Raw genomic sequence first — 15,701 nt, 5'->3', positions numbered from 1 at the left:
GCAGGCTCGAGAAGCTCGGCTGGCGCGCGACGACCTCGCTTCGCGACGGCTTGAAACGCGCCTACGAGGCGTATCTGTCAAGCCTCTCTGCGAAGGCAGGGTGAACCACAGCCCCTGCGCGGCGGCCCCTTCCGGAACTGTCGACCCAACTCAGTAGTTCTGCGGATACCGGCGGTATCGTAGCCGCATCAGGTGCCGCGCAAGCTGCCGATGTCCTTCGTCGATCCGCTCCGCGAAGTGCGCAAGCCTTTGCTTGCCCGCGATGGCGAGCCGAGCGCGCTCGTCGGCCGAGCCGACCTTGCTGATAGCTCGCGCGAGTGAGGCTGGATCGTCGTAGTCGAACAGGATGGCCGCGTCGCCGGCCTGCGCCTGGAAGGCTTCCGGATAGATCACCGGCGTGCCGATCTCCCATGCCTCGAGCGGAGGCAGATTGGTCGGGCCGAAATACGTGGCCATCACCAGCGCGCTGGCGCCGCGATAGAGCGCGCCGAGCTCCACGGAGGGGACAAAGCCAAGTATTTGCACGCAATCGCTGAGACCGTGCTGCATCACCAGCGCCTCGAATCCGGCACGCGCGCCGCGATCGGAACCGCAGAGCACCAGCCTGTGCTTCACGCCTTGGTCCCTGAGCAGACGCATCGCAAGCAGGATGGTTGCATGGTTCTTGTGCGGCCAGAACTGCGCCGGATAGAACAGATAGCCGGGCTCGATGCCGTGCTTCCTGAGGATCGCGCTATCCCCGGCCGCGTCCGATCGCGACACGTAGGGAGACGGTGAGAACGGGATGCAGACGGCGTGATCGCGCTCCATGGCATAGCGCCGGCACAGCATGTCGATCAGCTCGTCGGCGTTGGTGACGACCACCGAGGCTTTGATGACGCCGTTGCGCCATACGGTATCGCGGCGCTCGAACTGGGCGAATGCGCGCACCTCGTCGAATTCAGGACTGTCGCGGAAACAGCCGTCGAAGATTGTGATGATGAACGGCAGTTGGTAGAGCGCCAGGTTCCAGTTCGACGTGGTGGTGAAATAGACGATGTCGACGCCGGCTCTGATCAGCTTTCTCTCGAATGGCGCGCGGATCCGCATGGTGTATTGCAGCAGGTCGAACGGTCCGAGATATTTCAGAAACAGAATCAGACGGTCGAGCCAGCCGAGCTTCAGACACACACTGTCGATGCCAAGACCGGCGAGGATCGCGACATTGTCGGGAAGCGTCGTGAACACAGTGACGTCGATGTCGGCGGTCCTGGCCCAGTCGCGCATCCAGATGATCTCGGTAAGCGACTGCTGGAAGCCGCCGCCGACATCGAGCGGCAGCTCGAGGAAGATACCGACGTGGTAGCGCTTCACGGCTGCGCGGCCTTTCTCGCGGCGGACCAGGCGGCGCAGTCCACGTTCGGCGCAGCGTCCGACAGCCGGCCATGATTGCCGGCCGGCGCGAACCCGCAAACCTCGAGCGCCGCTTCGATAGGCGCGTCGTCTGCGAGCACCGTCACGGCAAAATCTCCCTGAGCGCCTGCGCCGACCGGGCGATTTCTTCCTCGGTCAAGGCAAGCCCGCTTGGCAGATAAAAGCCGCGGCGCGCGATATATTCCGCGTGAGGGTGCCTTTCATTCAGCATCAAGCCCATGCGGCGCAGCACCGGTTGCTCGTGCATACACCAGAAGAATGGCCGCGTTCCGATGCCCTTCTGCGCCAGGCGCCGCATCGCCTCCTTGGCGTCGAAGCCGACGTCGTCGTTCAGCACGACGCCATAGACCCAGTAGATGTTGTCGGCATAGTTGGTTCTGGTGACGGGACGGCGGATGCTGGTGAGATCAGCGAGATGCTGGTCATAGAGCTGGCCGATGCGGCGCTTGATCTTGACGGCCCGTGGCAGGCGCTCGAGCTGGGCGACGCCAAGGGCGGCTTGCAGATTCGTCATGCGCGCGTTCCAACCCAGCTCCTCGTGGACGAAGCGCTGCTGCGGCTGGAAGCAGAGATTGCGAAGGCTTGCGAGACGTTCAGCCAGGGCATCGTCGTCGGTGAGGATCATACCGCCTTCACCGGTCGTGACGTGCTTGTTCGGATAGAAACTGAAGGTCGAGACGTCTCCGAAGCTGCCGCAGGGCGCGCCGCGATAGGTCTGGCCGTGCATTTCGGCGGCGTCCTCGATCACCTTCAGGCCGCGCGTCTTGGCGAGCTCCATGATCGGTTCGAGATCGACCGGCAGGCCGTAGATGTGAACCAGCATGATCGCTCGCGTGCGCGGCGTGATCGCGGCCTCGACGCCCTCGATCGTCATGTTCCAGGTTGCGGGATCGCAATCGACGCCAACCGGGACCAGCCCCGCCCGAATGACGGCGGCGGCGCAGCTGATGATCGTGAAGGTCGGAATGATGACCTCGTCACCGGGCTGAAGTCCGAGCGCATGCACGGCGATGTCGAGCGCAACAGATCCATTGCTGACGGCGACGCCGTGGCGGCGACCGGCAGCTTCCGCCATGGCTTGCTCGAAGCGCTTGATGAATGGGCCTTCGGACGAAATCCAACCGGTCCGGATGCACTCCGCCAGATACTCAGCCTCGTTTGCGTCGAGCAGCGGCGTGTTAACGGGGATGAACGCTTCACTCACATGCTTTTCAGTCACAGGGCTGGACCTTTGATCTTGGACGGCGCGGCTTCGGAAAACGAGTCCTGTCGTTCTCGCCGGCATGGGCGCTTTGCTGCGGCCGCTCGGGTGGTGAGTGGAAACAGGGTTTGCGGAACGAGGCGCGCTCGATCATGGCATGAAGATCGCCGAATCGAATCTGTTCGACGTGTTTCATCGTTTGTCTCGAAAAATCTAGGAATTAGAGCGACATAGCGTTCTGCTGCGATACTCTGGCCATTTTGGCTGGCACCGTCAAGGGCGGACCGCCAGCGTCGGGACGCGCTCAATCTGAGACTTGACCGGCCAAGCGGAGGAGGTGGTCGATCCGCTGCCTGAATGTGTGCGTCGACAGCGTCCGCGCCTGTCCGGCCGCGGCAATCGCGCGGCGCTCGTCGGCGTTCGCGAGGTAACGGTCGATCAGCTCGAGGCAGTGGTCGACCGAGCGCCAGGCCGCGACCTCGCGGCCGTCGTCGAACAGCGTATGAAGATTGTCTTTGTAGTCGGTCAGGAGGAAGGTTCCGACGCCGGTCGCCTCGAACAGGCGCGCATTACCGGCCTCGCGCCCGGCCATGTCGATATGTGAATTGAGCGTGACGTGTGACGCGCGCAGCGCCTGATACATTTCTACGCCCCAGACCTCGCCCTGATAGCATCGGTGCAAGGGCGAGGAGGCGGGGAGGCTGTTCAGGCCGCTGCCGTAGAGTTTCAGATCGTACTTTTGCGCCACCGCTTCGAGCAGCGCGACCCGCTGCTGGTGGTCGGCCGAGATCGCGCCGACGAAGGAGACGTCGATGTGTCGTTCAGGCGCCGGCGGCAGGACGTCGAGGATGCCTGGCTCGAATCCCAGGTGGATCAACGCGGAGCGCGCGCCCTGGGCCCGAAAGGAATCGACCACCGCCGATATCTGCGAGACCAGGAGATCGTAGACCGCCCAATCCTCGCCGCGCGACGGCACGATTCCGACCTGGCCGAGCAGGATGGGGCGGCCGATCTGCTTGATCCGGCGCGCCAGGCGCGTATCGACGTGGAAGAGATCCTGGTTGAGGATCAGGTCCGGTTTGAAGTCCTCGATCTGCGCCAGCAGGACGTTCTCAGCCTCCGCATCGAGCCGCGGGCTGAGACCCACTTTGCGCGCGAGCGGCCGGAGGACCGGCTTGAACGGTGCGACCGCGCGCAGCAGCCAACCGGGAATCGCGGGCCGCTGCACCGACGCATCGGGTGATGGCGGCTGCTCGACGGCAAGTCCGCGCTCCCGCGCCCACGCCGCCCGCATCCAGGGATTGTTCACGTGGATGTCGGCGGCGACGTGTCCCGCCGCGGCGAAATTGCGCGAATAGAAATTGGCAACGCCGAACAGGCTGGCGTTGCGCGCCGCCATCTGTGCGTCGTAGGGCGCGCCGTCGAGGCCCGGATGGCGCCGGTAGAGCCAGGCGAGGAAGCGCGGATAGTCGGCGTTGAGGATGAGGACACGCACGAGACTTGGGGCTCCGTTCGCTGGATGCTGCGTGGCGTCGTGTACCACGAACAAAGGAGCACCACTGCTCTGCACGTGAGCCCTCCCACAGACGACTATCCCGGGAGCGGGGGAATTTCAACGCGGGGGTGGAGTGGCCTCAGCGAGTTTCAGTGCCTCGCGCACGAAAGTCGCAAGATTGCCTTCCCGAAACAGGAGGCCGCGGATGCCTGCGGCGCGCGCCGCATCCAAGTCGCGCGGCTGGTCTCCGATCAGGATGCTGCGGTCGGCCGCGACGGGAAATCGCTTCATCAGATCGATGAGCATGCCGGGCCCGGGCTTGCGCCGGTCGCTGTCGCGCCGGTAGCGCTCGATCACGCCCTCGGGATGGTCGGGACAGTACTCGAATGCATCGATACGCGCACCGACCGCGGCCAGCTCGTCGGCCATCCAGCGATGCAACGCCTCCACGTCGCGCTCCCCGTAGAAGCCGCGGGCGACGCCGGACTGGTTGGTGACGACGAAGGCGAAATAGCCAGCTTCGTTGACGAGCCTGACCGCCTCGCGCGCTCCGTCCATCCATTCGAACTTGTTCGCCTCGAACAAGTAGCCGGCGTCGTGATTGAGCACACCGTCGCGGTCGAAGAAGACGGCCGGGCGTGTCGAAGTCGTCATCATGGCGTACCGAAACAGGTGTTCTGCGGTCCTTGTTCACCGTTCGGGCGTCAACTTGTCAAGCAGATCGTCACCGTGCCGCTACCTCTCATCCGCGATCACCTTGCCGTCGTTCGGCAGCGCGCCAGGGCTGACCAGTTCGACGGCGCCGCCGAGCTTGGTCACGGCCCGCAGGCTGCCGGCGATCTCTTCGCGCAGCGCATCGCTCGATGCGCCCGTCTCGGCCTTCAGCGTCATCGCGTCGGCCTCATCCTGGCGGGTGACGACAAGGCGCAGTCGTCCGAGCGCGGGATGGCGCTTGCCGATCTCGGCGATCTGCTCGGGGCGGACGAACATGCCCTTGACCTTGGTGGTCTGGTCGGCGCGGCCCATCCAGCCCTTGATGCGCATATTGGTGCGCCCGCATGGGCTCGTGCCGGGCAGCGAAGCGGTGAGGTCGCCGAGCGCCAGCCGAATCCAGGGATGGTGCGGATCGAGCGAGGTCACCACGATCTCGCCGACGTCGCCCGGCGCCACCGGATCTCCGGTGCCAGGTTTGACGATCTCCACGATCAGATCCTCGTTGACGACCATGCCGTCGCGCGCCTCGGTCTCGAATGCGATGAGGCCAAGGTCGGCCGTGCCGAACGCCTGGTAGGCGTCGATGCCGCGCGCCTTGATCTCGGCCTGGAGGGAGGGCGGGAATGCTGCGCCCGAGACCAGCGCGCGCTTGATCGAGGAGACGTCGCGGCCCACGGTCACTGCGGCATCGAGCAGGATCTTCAGGAAATCAGGTGTGCCGCTGTAGCCGACGGGGCGGTAGGCCTCGATCAGCTCGAATTGCTGCTCGGTATTGCCGGGACCGGCGGGAATCACGGCGCAGCCGAGCGCGCGTGCGGAGGAATCGAAGATGAAGCCGCCGGGGGTGAGATGGTAGCTGAATGTGTTGAGCACGATGTCCTGGGGCCGGAACCCGGCGGCAAACAGGGCCCGGGCGCCGCGCCAGGGGTCGGCATGGCGTCCTTCCGGCTCGAAGATTGGGCCCGGGGAAGTGAACAGGCGTGCGAACGACCCAGGCGCCGCAGCGACGAAGCCGCCGAAGGGCTGGGAGGCCTTGTGCAGGGCCGGCAGTTCCGACTTGCGCAGCACCGGCAGGCGGGCCAGCGCCGCTCTGGAGGTCACCGAGGCCGGATCGATGCCCTTGAACCGCTCGGCATAGGCCGGTGCGGCCATGGCGCTGCTCAGCACGTCCGGCAGGCGGGCGAACAAATCGGCCTCGCGCGCGGCATGCTCGCGCGTCTCGAGGGCGTCGTAATGGGCGGTCATGGCAGATCTTTCCGGGTTGGCATCCGTTGCACGCAGCCGCTCGCATGGGTATCAGACGGCCATTGGCTGGGGGCCGAGAGGGCGCGATGGCGGACGAGAGCATCATTCCGGTGGAGGAGACGGCTGGCGTCGTCGCGCGCCTGAAGCGCCGCATGATCGAGGACGCGATCCCGCTGTGGTCGACCGTCGGCTGGGACCATCAGACGGGCGGTTTCATCGACCGCCTGCACCGTGACGGCACAGCTGACGTGGCCGCGCCGCGTCGCGTGTTCGTGCAGGCGCGGCAAATCTATTGCTACGCCAAGGCGGCGCAGATGGGGTGGTATCCGCAAGGCCGCGCCATTGCGCTGAAGGGACTCGAACACCTCTTGGCAAAAGCGAAGGCGCCCGACGGCAAGCCCGGCTATGTGCACCGGCTGACGCCTGATGGCGCGGTGCTGGATGCGCGGCGAGATGCCTACGATCACGCTTTCATCCTGTTTGCGCTGGCGACTGTCTATTCGCTCGACCAGGACGCGCAGGTCCGCGCCGAGATCGACGCGCTGCTTGCTTTCCTCGACGGCCATCTGCGCTCGCCGCACGGCGGCGTGCACGAAGGCCTGCCGGTCTCGCTGCCGCGCCGGCAGAACCCGCAGATGCATCTGTTCGAGGCGATGATCGCGTGTTTCGACGCAACTCACGATCTGTCGTTCCAGAACAGAGCCGGCGAATTCTTCGCGCTGTTCCTCGCCAATCTCTACGACAAGCGCAGCTGCGTGCTCGGGGAATATTTCGAGGAGGATTGGTCGAAGATCGAGCCGGTCAGCGTCGAGGCTGGTCACCAGGCGGAGTGGGTCTGGCTGCTGAAAGGGTTTGAGCGCATCACGGGCTGTCCGACCGGCCAGCGGCGCGCCGAGTTGCTTGCGACCGCGCTGCGCTATCGCGATGCGGCCACCGGCTGTCTCGTCGACGAGGGTGACAATGCCGGCAACATCCGTCGCCCGACGCGCCGGCTGTGGCCGCAAACCGAGATTGCGAAAGCGTGGATCGCGCAGGCCGAGTCCGGCGAGGCGGGCGCGGCGGAGGAAGCGCGCGCGGCGCTGGTGCGGCTCGAACGGCATTATCTCAGCCATCCCGTGCGGGGCGGCTGGTACGACCAGTTCGACGGCGACGGCAAATCGCTGATCGACACCATTCCTGCGTCTTCGTTCTATCATGTTCTCTGTGCGGTCACCGAAGCAGAGCAGGTGCTCGAAAGTTAAAGCCACCTTTTGCGCCGCTTGAAGCTCTTGAGGTTCTTGAAGCTCTTGCGCTGGTCGCCGGCGCCGCCAAGATAGAATTCCTTGACGTCCTCGTTGTCGCGCAATTCCTCGGCGGTGCCGTCGAGCACGACCTTGCCCTGCTCCATGATGTAGCCGTGGCTCGCCACCGACAGCGCGGCGCGCGCGTTCTGCTCGACCAAGAGGATGGTGACGCCGAGGTCGCGGTTGATCTTCTGGATGATGGAGAACACCTCCTTCACCAGCAGCGGCGACAGGCCCATCGACGGCTCGTCCATCAGGATCATCTTCGGGCGTGCCATCAGCGCGCGGCCGATGGCCAGCATCTGCTGCTCGCCGCCGGAGAGATAGCCGGCAAGGCCCGTGCGCTCTTTCAGGCGCGGGAAATAATTGAAGACCATGTCGAGATCGGCGTCGACCTCGCGGTCCCTGCGGGTGAAGGCGCCAAGCCTGAGGTTTTCCAGCGACGTCATGTCGGCGACGATGCGGCGGCCCTCCATCACCTGGAAAATGCCGCGGCGGACGATCTTGTCGGGATCGATGCCAGCGATGGGCTCGCCCTCGAACAGGATCTGGCCGCGCGTGACCTCGCCATCCTCGGTCTTGAGCAGACCCGAGATCGCTTTCAGCGTCGTCGACTTGCCGGCGCCGTTGGCCCCGAGCAGCGCCACGATCGCGCCCTTGGGCACGTCGAGGCTGAGGCCGCGCAGCACCAGGATGACGTCATCATAGACGACCTCGATGTTGCGCACGGCGAGGAGGGGCGGTGCGGGGACGATGCTGGGCGTGGGGCGCTCGATGTGAGCCGTTTCACTCATGGTCCGTTGCTTTCTCGGTGTCGTCACCCGCGAAGGCGGGTGACCCAGTATTCCAGAGACGCCTGAGGTTCCTCGAGAAGCCGCGGCGTACTGGATCCCCCGCTCCAGTGCGCAGTGCGCACAAGGCGGGGGATGACAGTCGTGGGTGTGGAGACGGCGAGGCTCACCACCCCAGCAATTCCGGCTTGCGCGGCAGCTCGACCGTCTTGACCTTTTCGAGCTTGATCGTGCCCTTGGCCATGAGGTCGTTGAGATCGGCATCGGTCGCGCCTGATATCTTGGTGCGATAGAGATCGACCTTCAGCGTGCCGCGATGGTCCTTGTCGGTCCAGGTCGAGGGATTGCAGACGCCTTCCATGCCTGCCGGCACCCAATCCTTCTTCTGATAAAAGCCCCTGGCGACGTTCTCGCCGGTGGCGCCGCCGTTCTTGGTGGCCCAGTCAAGTGCCTCCTTCATGTAGAGTGCCGAGCAGACCGCCGCGAGGTAGTGCACCGGGCGATAGACCTTGCCGGTGGGGTCCGACATCTTGGAAATCTCCATCAGCGTCTTCATGCCGGGCGCATCGCCGTTCCAGCTTACGGCGGTGCGCAGCGGGAAGATCACGCCATCGGCGGCGTCTCCGGCTGTCTTGGCGGCGTTCTCGTCCATGCCCCAGACATTGCCGAGAAACTGGATCTCGACGCCCGCGGTCTTGCAGGCCTTCATCACCGAGATGTTGGAGGCCGCGGTGTTGCCGAGATAGGCGTAGTTGGCGCCCGAGGATTTCAGGCTCAGGCACTGTGCGCTGTAGTCGCCCGGGGCGAGTGCGAACACCAGTGGCGGCAGCACCTCGAAGCCGAGCTCCTGTGCCATCGCTTCGCCGGCGGCCTTCGGCGCGTTCGGATAGGGGTGGTTGGCGCCCATGTGCACGAATTTCGGCTTGCCTGGCTTGCCCTTGGCCTTCCAGTCCTCGGCCGCCCACATCAGCATCGCGCGCAGCGAATCCGAATAGCTCGGGCCGTAGAAGAAATTGTAGGGCGCGGGCTTGGCCTTGCCGCTGGTGCCTTCGGGATCGGTCAGCGCCGCGGCATAAGAGCCCGACATGTCGGGGATCTTGTCCTGGGCGAGGAAACCGGTCAGCGCTTCGGTGTCGGCGGTGCCCCAGCCCATGATCGCGGCGACCTTGCCGTCCGGCGCCGACCACTTCTTGTAGAGCGCGATCGCGCGAGGCACCTGGTAGCCATAGTCGTTGGTGTCGAGGTTGACCTGCTTGCCGCCGATGCCGCCGTTCTTGTTGACCCAGGCGAAGGTGTCGGCGACGGCCTGTCCAAATGGCGTGCCGACGTCGGAGGTGCCGCCGGAATAATCGGCGAGATGCCCGATCGCGATCTGCGCCTGCGCGCCTGCGGAGTATGCGGCAATCGCGAGCGCGAGCGATGCGGTGCTCAAAAGAGACTTCATCTTCATGGGTTGGCTCCTCCTGTTTATTGTTTAAGTGAAGTTGCCCGTGCTCAATGCGAGAACGGGTAGAGTTTCCAGTACGCCTTGATCTGCCGCCAGCGATGCGCGAGCCCATCAGGCTCGAACATCAGGAATGCGATGATGATCATCCCGATCGCGATCTCGCGCAGGAAGGTGATGTTGTTGTTGAGCGACAGCGCCTTGTCGATCGCACCGCCCTTCAGGTGCAGGCTGATGAATTCCATGGATTCCGGCAGCAGCACCACGAAGGCAGTGCCCATCAGCGTGCCCATGATCGAGCCGGTGCCGCCGATGATGATCATGGCGAGGAACAGGATCGAGCGCTCGATGCCGAACCCTTCCTGGGAGACGACGAGCTGGTAGTGCGCGTAGAGCGCGCCGGCGATGCCGGCAAAGAAGGCGGCGAGGCCGAACGACAGCGTGCGGTATTTGGTGAGGTTGATGCCCATGATCTCGGCGGAGAGATAGTGGTCGCGGATCGCCACCAGCGCGCGGCCGTCGCGCGTGCGCATCAGATTGGTGACGAGGATGTAGCTCGCCAGCACATAGGCCAGCACGACGTAGAAATACTGCCTGTCGCCGCGCAGCGTGTAGCCCAGAATCGAGAACGGCTCGGCGCTCGCAGGCACCGAGCCGCCGGAAAACCATTCCGCGCGGGAGAAGAAGTCGAGCAGGATGTATTGCGCGGCCAGCGTCGCGATGACGAGGTAGAGTCCCTTCAATCGGGCCGCGGGGATGCCGAAGATCAACCCGACCGTTGCGGTGACGACACCGGCGAGCGGGATCGCGAAGAACACCGGAATGGGCGCGTTGTTGGAGAGATAGGCCGAGGTGAAGGCGCCGAGCAGGAAGAAGGCGGCATGCCCGATCGAGATCTGACCGGTGAAGCCGACCAGGATGTTGAGGCCCAGCGCCGCGATCGAGAAGATGCCGATCTGGATCAGGATGCTGAGCCAGTATCCACTGAGGACCTGCGGCACGAGGCAGAGCAGCAGCACGCCGAGAATCGCGAAGTTGCGGCTGGTCGTGGTCGGGAAGATCGTGGTGTCGGCCGCGTAGGAGGTGCGGAAATCACCAGCAGGGATGAGGGCAGGGCCGGCCATGGGTCAGATCCGCTCGATGTCGTGGGTGCCGAACAGGCCGTAAGGCTTGATCATCAGCACGATGATGAGGACGTAGAAGGGTGCGATCTCGTAGAGATTGCCCCAGTGCAGGTACTGGCTGTCGACATATTGCGCCACGTTCTCGAGCAGGCCGATGATGATGCCGCCGAGCACCGCGCCGCCGACGGAATCGAGCCCGCCGAGGATCGCCGCCGGAAACACTTTGATGCCGTAGGCGGCAAGGCCCGACGACACGCCGTTCACCACGGCGACGACGACCCCTGCGACCGCCGACACGGTGGCCGAAATCGCCCACGCCATCGCAAACACGCTCTTGACGGAAATGCCGAGCGACTGCGCGACTTGCTGATTGAACGCGGTGGCGCGCATGGCAAGGCCGTACTTCGAGGCGCGGAAGAACCAGGCCATGCCGATCATCATCGCGAGCGAGACGACGAGGCTCATGACATAGACGGTCTGGATCTGGAGGCCGAACAGTCCGACGGACTGGCTCTCGAACACCCGCGGGAACGGCTGCGGATTGACGCCGAACATCCATTTCAGCGTCGCCTGGAGCACGGTGGAGAGGCCGATCGTCACCATGATCACCGAGATGATCGGCTCGCCGATCATCGGTCGCAGGATCAGGACCTGGATCGCGATGCCGAACACGAACATGAACACCAGCGTGATCGGCATGCCGATCCAGAACGGCACCTGGTACTTGGCGAGCAGTGCCCAGCACACCCAGGCGCCGACCAGCAGCAATTCACCTTGCGCGAAATTGACGACCTGGGTCGCCTTGTAGATCAGCACGAACGACATCGCGACCACGCCATAGAGCGTGCCGACCACGAGACCATTGACCAGGAGCTGGATGAGGAAGGCGGTGTTCATGTTGATTCCGTGCTATCTTCGCCTCTCCCCGCCTGCGGGGAGAGGCCGACGCGCGGAACGCGCGGCGGGTGAGGGGGAGTCTCCGCATGCGCGGTGCTCAGCGATCGCAACTATCGGATCCTGCGGTTCTGGAACAACGACGTTTCGAGTAACTTGGCTGGCGTTCTCGAAACGATCATCACCTCCCTCGCGGAGGCTCCCCCTCACCCGGATCGCTGACGCGCTCCGGCCTCTCCCCGCAAGCGGGGAGAGGCGAAGACCAGCGGCAGTTTCGGCTGGCTGCATCACTCGGCGGCCTCCGCCAAGGGGCCATGCCCGCCGAGGTCCACCACGCGCAGCGTCGTTCGTACACGCTGCGTGGTGCCGTCCTGGAAGCGAATCACGGTGTCGACGGGGATGTCGGGATCGCCGCGGTAGATCGCGTCGATGATTTCGGCGTATTTCTCGTTGATGACGCCGCGGCGCACCTTTCTTGTGCGGGTGAGCTCGCCGTCGTCGGCATCCAGCTCCTTGTAGAGCAGCAGAAAGCGCGAGATGCGCTGCGCCGGCGGCAGCGTGGCGTTGACGGTCTCGACCTCCTTCTGGAGCAGGGCGTAGACCTCGGGGCGCGAGGCGAGGTCGCTGTAGGTGGTGAAGGAGAGGCGGTTTTTCTCCGCCCATTTCGAGATGATGGAATAGCGGATGCAGATCATTGCCGCGAGCGCGTCACGTCCGGCGCCCAGCACCACGGCCTCGGCGATATAGGGCGAGAACTTCAGCTTGTTCTCGATGAATTGCGGCGAGAAGCGCTCGCCGCGCGAGGTCTCGGCGAGATCCTTGATGCGGTCGATGACGACGAGCTGATGGTTTGCGTTGAAATAGCCGGCATCGCCCGACAGCATCCAGCCGTCCCTGATATCGGCCATGCTCGCTTCCGGGTTCTTGTAATAGCCGAGGAACATGTTGGGGTGCCGCACCACGATCTCGCCGACGCCGTGGACGTCGGCATTGTCGATGCGGATCTCGATAGTGTCGGCCATTGGCACGCCTGTCGTGTCGGGGTCGACCTTGCCTTCGGGATGCAGCGTGTAGGCGCCGAGCAATTCCGTCTGGCCGTAGAGCGTGCGCAGCGGCACGCCCATGGCCTGGAAGAACTTGAAGGTATCGGGCCCGAGGGCCGCGCCGCCGGTGGCCGCCGAGCGCAGGCGGGTGAAGCCGAGGCGGTCGCGCAGCGCGCGGAACAGGATCGCGTCGGCGAAGCCGGAGCGCTTGCCCTGTTCGAGCGCGGCAAGTCCGCTGTTCATGCCGATGTCGAACAGGCGCTGCTTGAATGGCGTCGCATCCATCACCTTGGCGCGGACATCGGCGGCGATCGATTCCCAGACCCTGGGGGCAAAGAGCACGAATGTCGGCGCGATCTCGCGCAGATCGTTCATCATCGTATCGGGCTCTTCGACGAAGTTGATCTTCATCCGGCAAAGCAGGCCTTTGCCGAGCACATAAACCTGCTCCATGATCCAGGGCAGCGGCAGCACCGAGACATATTCGTCGTCCGGCCCCTTCGGGTCGAAAGCGAGATAGGTCGCGCAATGGCCGAGCACGCGGCCGGCGGCGAGCATCGCGAGCTTTGGATGCGAGGTCGTGCCTGACGTCGTGCAGAGGATGGCGACGTCCTCGCCCTTGGTGGCATCGACCAGGCGATCGTAAAGCTCCGGCTCGCGGGTCGCGCGCGCGCGGCCGAGCTCGGCGAATTTCTCCGCCGACATCAGCCGCGGGTCGTCATATTTCCGCATGCCGCGCGGATCGGAATAGATGATGTGCTTGAGATCAGGCACGCGCTCGCCCAGCGCCAGCAGCTTGTCGACCTGCTCCTCGTCCTCGGCGAACACGAGCTGCGCCTCGCCGTAATTGAGGAGATAGGAGGCTTCTTCATCCAGCACGTCGCGATAGAGCCCCAGGCTCAATCCGCCGATCGCGTGGGTTGCTACTTCTGCTGCCACCCAATCCGGCCTGTTATCGCCGATGATGCCGATGACGTCGCCGCGACCAAGGCCGAGCTCAACCAGGCCGAGCGCGAAGTCGCGCACGCGGGTCTGGTAATTGTTCCAGGTGAAGGGGCGCCAGAGGCCGAGATCCTTTTCGCGCAGCGCAATCTCGTTGCCGTGCTCCCTGGCATTGAGCCGCAGCATCTTCGGATAAGTGTCGGCCTGGGCGACGCGCCCTGCGTAATCCATCATGCCGCGCTCTCCTGCGCCGGCGGCGCATCGTCGGGGTCGACCAGCACCTCGTCCTCTTCGCCGAGATAGGCGCGCTTGACGTGGGGATCGGCGAGCACCGCGGCGGGATCGCCCTCGGCGATCTTGCGGCCGAAATCCAGCACCATGACGCGGTGGGAGATATCCATCACCACGCCCATGTCGTGCTCGATCATCACCACCGTCATACCGAACTCCTCGTTGAGGTCGACGACGTAGCGGGCCATGTCCTCCTTCTCCTCGAAATTCATGCCGGCCATCGGCTCGTCGAGGAGGATGAGGCGCGGCTCCAGCGCCATGGCGCGGGCGAGCTCGACGCGCTTGCGCAGGCCGTAGGAGAGGGTGCCGGCAGTGGCCTTGCGCACCGACTGGAGATCGAGGAAGTCGATGATCTCCTCGACCTTGCGGCGGTGTTCGAGCTCTTCCCTGCGTGCGCCGGTCAGCCAGTACAGCGATCCGGTGAGGAAATTGTTCTTCAGCAGGTGATGGCGCCCGACCATGATGTTGTCGAGCACGCTCATATGGTGGAACAGCGCGAGATTCTGGAAGGTGCGGCCGATGCCGAGCTTGGGGCGCGCATTCGGGGTCAGGCCGGTGATGTCGCGGCCCTGGTAGAACAGCCGGCCTTCGGTCGGCTTATAGCGGCCGGAAATACAATTCACGATGGAGGTCTTGCCGGCGCCATTGGGGCCGATGATCGAGAACAGCTCGCCCTCGTTGATGGCGAAGCTGACGTCGGTCAGCGCGCGAACGCCGCCGAACCGCAAGGACACGCCGCGCACTTCGAGACTGGTAGCCACCAAACAAATCCCTCCCGGTGATGGCGCATTCTGCGGCGCTCTTCGTCGGTTCCTTCCAGGCGATCCTAGTACGGCTGTGTCGGTGAGGCCATGCAGCACATGGTCCTGACCGGAGCCGCACCGCCTTCGCCCCGTTTGGGATCAAAAGCCGCATCGCCCGAGGTGGTTCTCAATAGGGGAAAGCGCTATTTTGAAATGTCTCCGGCCTGACAATTCTGCGACAAAGTTTTTCGGACCGAGGCGGCCTTCATCTTTCGTCGGATGGGAGCCTGAACGATGATGTTGCGATGCAGCATAAGAACGGGGTGACGACACGGTGCGGCTGACTTCGGGATCATGATTTCAGAGGATCAACTGAGGCGCGTCGCCGCCTGGTCGCGCGAGCTCACGCCGGCGGAGATCGAGGTCGCCCGCGCCGGGATCACCGAGCGCTCCTATGGGACCGGCGAAACCGTGTTCATGCGCGGCGACAAGTTCGACTATTGGGCCGGCATGGTCAGCGGCCTCGCCCGCATGGGCGGCGTTTCGCGCGACGGCAAGGAGACGAGTCTTGCGGGGTTGACGGCCGGCGCCTGGTTCGGCGAGGGCAGCGTGCTCAAGAACGAGTTGCGCCGCTACGACGTGGTCGCGCTGCGCGACAGCCGAGTCGCGCTGATGGAACGTAGCGCCTTCATGTGGCTGTTCGAGAACAGCGTCGGCTTCAATCGCTTCCTGGTGCGCCAGCTCAACGAGCGGCTCGGCCAGTTCATCGGCATGCTCGAGGTCAACCGCACGCTGGACGCCACCGCGCGCCTTGCCCGCAGCATCGCCTCGCTGTTCAACCCGATCCTCTATCCGGAATCGACCGCGCATCTGGAGATCACGCAAGAAGAGATCGGAGCGCTCTCCGGCATGTCCAGGCAGAACGCCAACCGCGCATTGAACCTGCTCGAGAAGGAGGGGCTGCTGCGGCTCGAATATGGCGGCGTCACAATCCTCGATGTCGAGCGGCTGCGCGGATATGGGGATTAACGCGCATTGGAGTGGGTAGACCGGTCGCCCGCTTGCTCTTCCGCCCCGG

The 15,701-nt window shown here is 64.5% G+C and carries 16 protein-coding genes and 1 pseudogene; 4 read left to right on the top strand and 13 right to left on the bottom strand.

Annotated features, from left to right (window positions below):
• Positions 1-104, top strand: a pseudogene (locus HYH07_RS36800) (GDP-L-fucose synthase); the annotation flags it as partial.
• A gap of 46 nt (positions 105-150) precedes the next feature.
• Here the strand turns inward: HYH07_RS36800 and HYH07_RS14545 are convergent.
• The 7 genes from HYH07_RS14545 to HYH07_RS14515 all read right to left on the bottom strand — a co-directional run bounded on the left by HYH07_RS14545 (position 151) and on the right by HYH07_RS14515 (position 6,068).
• Complete coding sequence (locus HYH07_RS14545; protein ID WP_220003126.1) at positions 151-1,353, bottom strand: glycosyltransferase; 1,203 nt, start codon at positions 1,351-1,353, stop codon at positions 151-153.
• Complete coding sequence (locus HYH07_RS14540; RefSeq protein WP_220003125.1) at positions 1,350-1,499, bottom strand: hypothetical protein; 150 nt, start codon at positions 1,497-1,499, stop codon at positions 1,350-1,352. Before HYH07_RS14540 ends, HYH07_RS14545 begins: the two co-directional genes overlap by 4 nt.
• Complete coding sequence (locus tag HYH07_RS14535) at positions 1,496-2,617, bottom strand: DegT/DnrJ/EryC1/StrS family aminotransferase (RefSeq protein WP_312016665.1); 1,122 nt, start codon at positions 2,615-2,617, stop codon at positions 1,496-1,498. Before HYH07_RS14535 ends, HYH07_RS14540 begins: the two co-directional genes overlap by 4 nt.
• 7 nt (positions 2,618-2,624) lie before the next feature.
• Complete coding sequence (locus tag HYH07_RS14530) at positions 2,625-2,810, bottom strand: hypothetical protein (protein WP_220003143.1); 186 nt, start codon at positions 2,808-2,810, stop codon at positions 2,625-2,627.
• A 108-nt stretch (positions 2,811-2,918) separates the two neighbouring features.
• Positions 2,919-4,109, bottom strand: coding sequence for a glycosyltransferase (locus tag HYH07_RS36730; RefSeq protein ID WP_220003123.1), 1,191 nt, complete (start codon positions 4,107-4,109; stop codon positions 2,919-2,921).
• Positions 4,110-4,226: 117 nt separating this feature from the next.
• On the bottom strand, positions 4,227-4,763 hold the full coding sequence (locus tag HYH07_RS14520) for an HAD-IIIA family hydrolase (protein WP_228749528.1): 537 nt from the start codon (positions 4,761-4,763) through the stop codon (positions 4,227-4,229).
• An 81-nt stretch (positions 4,764-4,844) separates the two neighbouring features.
• On the bottom strand, positions 4,845-6,068 hold the full coding sequence (locus tag HYH07_RS14515) for a phenylacetate--CoA ligase family protein (RefSeq protein WP_220003121.1): 1,224 nt from the start codon (positions 6,066-6,068) through the stop codon (positions 4,845-4,847).
• Between the two features lie 86 nt (positions 6,069-6,154).
• Between HYH07_RS14515 and HYH07_RS14510 the strand changes: the two genes are divergently transcribed.
• Positions 6,155-7,309: an AGE family epimerase/isomerase gene (locus HYH07_RS14510; RefSeq protein ID WP_220003120.1), complete on the top strand. Its 1,155-nt coding sequence runs from the start codon at positions 6,155-6,157 to the stop codon at positions 7,307-7,309.
• Here HYH07_RS14510 and HYH07_RS14505 read toward each other — a convergent pair.
• The 4 genes from HYH07_RS14505 to HYH07_RS14490 form a co-directional block, all read right to left on the bottom strand.
• Complete coding sequence (locus HYH07_RS14505; protein WP_220003119.1) at positions 7,306-8,145, bottom strand: ABC transporter ATP-binding protein; 840 nt, start codon at positions 8,143-8,145, stop codon at positions 7,306-7,308. The two genes, HYH07_RS14510 and HYH07_RS14505, sit on opposite strands and share 4 nt — an antisense overlap.
• A gap of 163 nt (positions 8,146-8,308) precedes the next feature.
• Entirely contained in the window at positions 8,309-9,592 is a 1,284-nt protein-coding gene (locus HYH07_RS14500) for an ABC transporter substrate-binding protein (protein WP_220003118.1), read from the bottom strand.
• 44 nt (positions 9,593-9,636) lie between these two features.
• A complete protein-coding gene (locus HYH07_RS14495; protein WP_220003117.1) occupies positions 9,637-10,710 on the bottom strand; it encodes a branched-chain amino acid ABC transporter permease in 1,074 nt (357 codons plus the stop codon).
• 3 nt (positions 10,711-10,713) lie between these two features.
• Positions 10,714-11,607 (bottom strand): branched-chain amino acid ABC transporter permease, encoded by an 894-nt coding sequence (locus HYH07_RS14490; RefSeq protein ID WP_057749289.1) that lies wholly within the window; start codon positions 11,605-11,607, stop codon positions 10,714-10,716.
• Between the two features lie 93 nt (positions 11,608-11,700).
• Here HYH07_RS14490 and HYH07_RS36585 point away from each other — a divergent pair, with 93 nt between their 5' ends.
• Positions 11,701-11,826 (top strand): DUF559 domain-containing protein, encoded by a 126-nt coding sequence (locus HYH07_RS36585; RefSeq protein ID WP_312016664.1) that lies wholly within the window; start codon positions 11,701-11,703, stop codon positions 11,824-11,826.
• A gap of 65 nt (positions 11,827-11,891) precedes the next feature.
• On the opposite strand, the gene HYH07_RS14480 is transcribed toward HYH07_RS36585, so the two are convergent.
• Both HYH07_RS14480 and HYH07_RS14475 read right to left on the bottom strand, forming a co-directional pair.
• Positions 11,892-13,823 carry a long-chain fatty acid--CoA ligase gene (locus HYH07_RS14480; protein ID WP_220003116.1) on the bottom strand — a complete coding sequence of 644 codons (1,932 nt, stop codon included), beginning with the start codon at positions 13,821-13,823 and terminating at the stop codon, positions 11,892-11,894.
• Complete coding sequence (locus tag HYH07_RS14475) at positions 13,820-14,641, bottom strand: ABC transporter ATP-binding protein (RefSeq protein WP_220003115.1); 822 nt, start codon at positions 14,639-14,641, stop codon at positions 13,820-13,822. The genes HYH07_RS14480 and HYH07_RS14475 overlap by 4 nt, the downstream gene beginning before the upstream one ends.
• A 336-nt stretch (positions 14,642-14,977) precedes the next feature.
• Here HYH07_RS14475 and HYH07_RS14470 point away from each other — a divergent pair, with 336 nt between their 5' ends.
• Positions 14,978-15,652, top strand: a complete 675-nt coding sequence (locus HYH07_RS14470) for a Crp/Fnr family transcriptional regulator (protein ID WP_220003114.1) — start codon at positions 14,978-14,980, stop codon at positions 15,650-15,652.
• Positions 15,653-15,701 lie beyond the last annotated feature (49 nt).

The sequence above is a fragment of the Bradyrhizobium sp. BR 10261 genome (assembly GCF_019455395.1).
GTDB classification, from domain to species: domain Bacteria; phylum Pseudomonadota; class Alphaproteobacteria; order Rhizobiales; family Xanthobacteraceae; genus Bradyrhizobium; species Bradyrhizobium manausense.
This window is presented reverse-complemented; position numbering and strand designations above follow the sequence as displayed.

Excerpts from the sequence above, each read along its gene's own strand:
- HYH07_RS14530 (WP_220003143.1), bottom strand. The coding sequence starts at position 2,810 with ATGAAACACGTCGAACAGATTCGATTCGGCGATCTTCATGCCATGATC.
- HYH07_RS14520 (WP_228749528.1), bottom strand. The coding sequence starts at position 4,763 with ATGACGACTTCGACACGCCCGGCCGTCTTCTTCGACCGCGACGGTGTG.
- HYH07_RS14515 (WP_220003121.1), bottom strand. The coding sequence starts at position 6,068 with ATGACCGCCCATTACGACGCCCTCGAGACGCGCGAGCATGCCGCGCGC.
- HYH07_RS14510 (WP_220003120.1), top strand. The coding sequence starts at position 6,155 with ATGGCGGACGAGAGCATCATTCCGGTGGAGGAGACGGCTGGCGTCGTC.
- HYH07_RS14505 (WP_220003119.1), bottom strand. The coding sequence starts at position 8,145 with ATGAGTGAAACGGCTCACATCGAGCGCCCCACGCCCAGCATCGTCCCC.
- HYH07_RS14500 (WP_220003118.1), bottom strand. The coding sequence starts at position 9,592 with ATGAAGATGAAGTCTCTTTTGAGCACCGCATCGCTCGCGCTCGCGATT.
- HYH07_RS14495 (WP_220003117.1), bottom strand. The coding sequence starts at position 10,710 with ATGGCCGGCCCTGCCCTCATCCCTGCTGGTGATTTCCGCACCTCCTAC.
- HYH07_RS14490 (WP_057749289.1), bottom strand. The coding sequence starts at position 11,607 with ATGAACACCGCCTTCCTCATCCAGCTCCTGGTCAATGGTCTCGTGGTC.
- HYH07_RS14480 (WP_220003116.1), bottom strand. The coding sequence starts at position 13,823 with ATGATGGATTACGCAGGGCGCGTCGCCCAGGCCGACACTTATCCGAAG.
- HYH07_RS14470 (WP_220003114.1), top strand. The coding sequence starts at position 14,978 with ATGATTTCAGAGGATCAACTGAGGCGCGTCGCCGCCTGGTCGCGCGAG.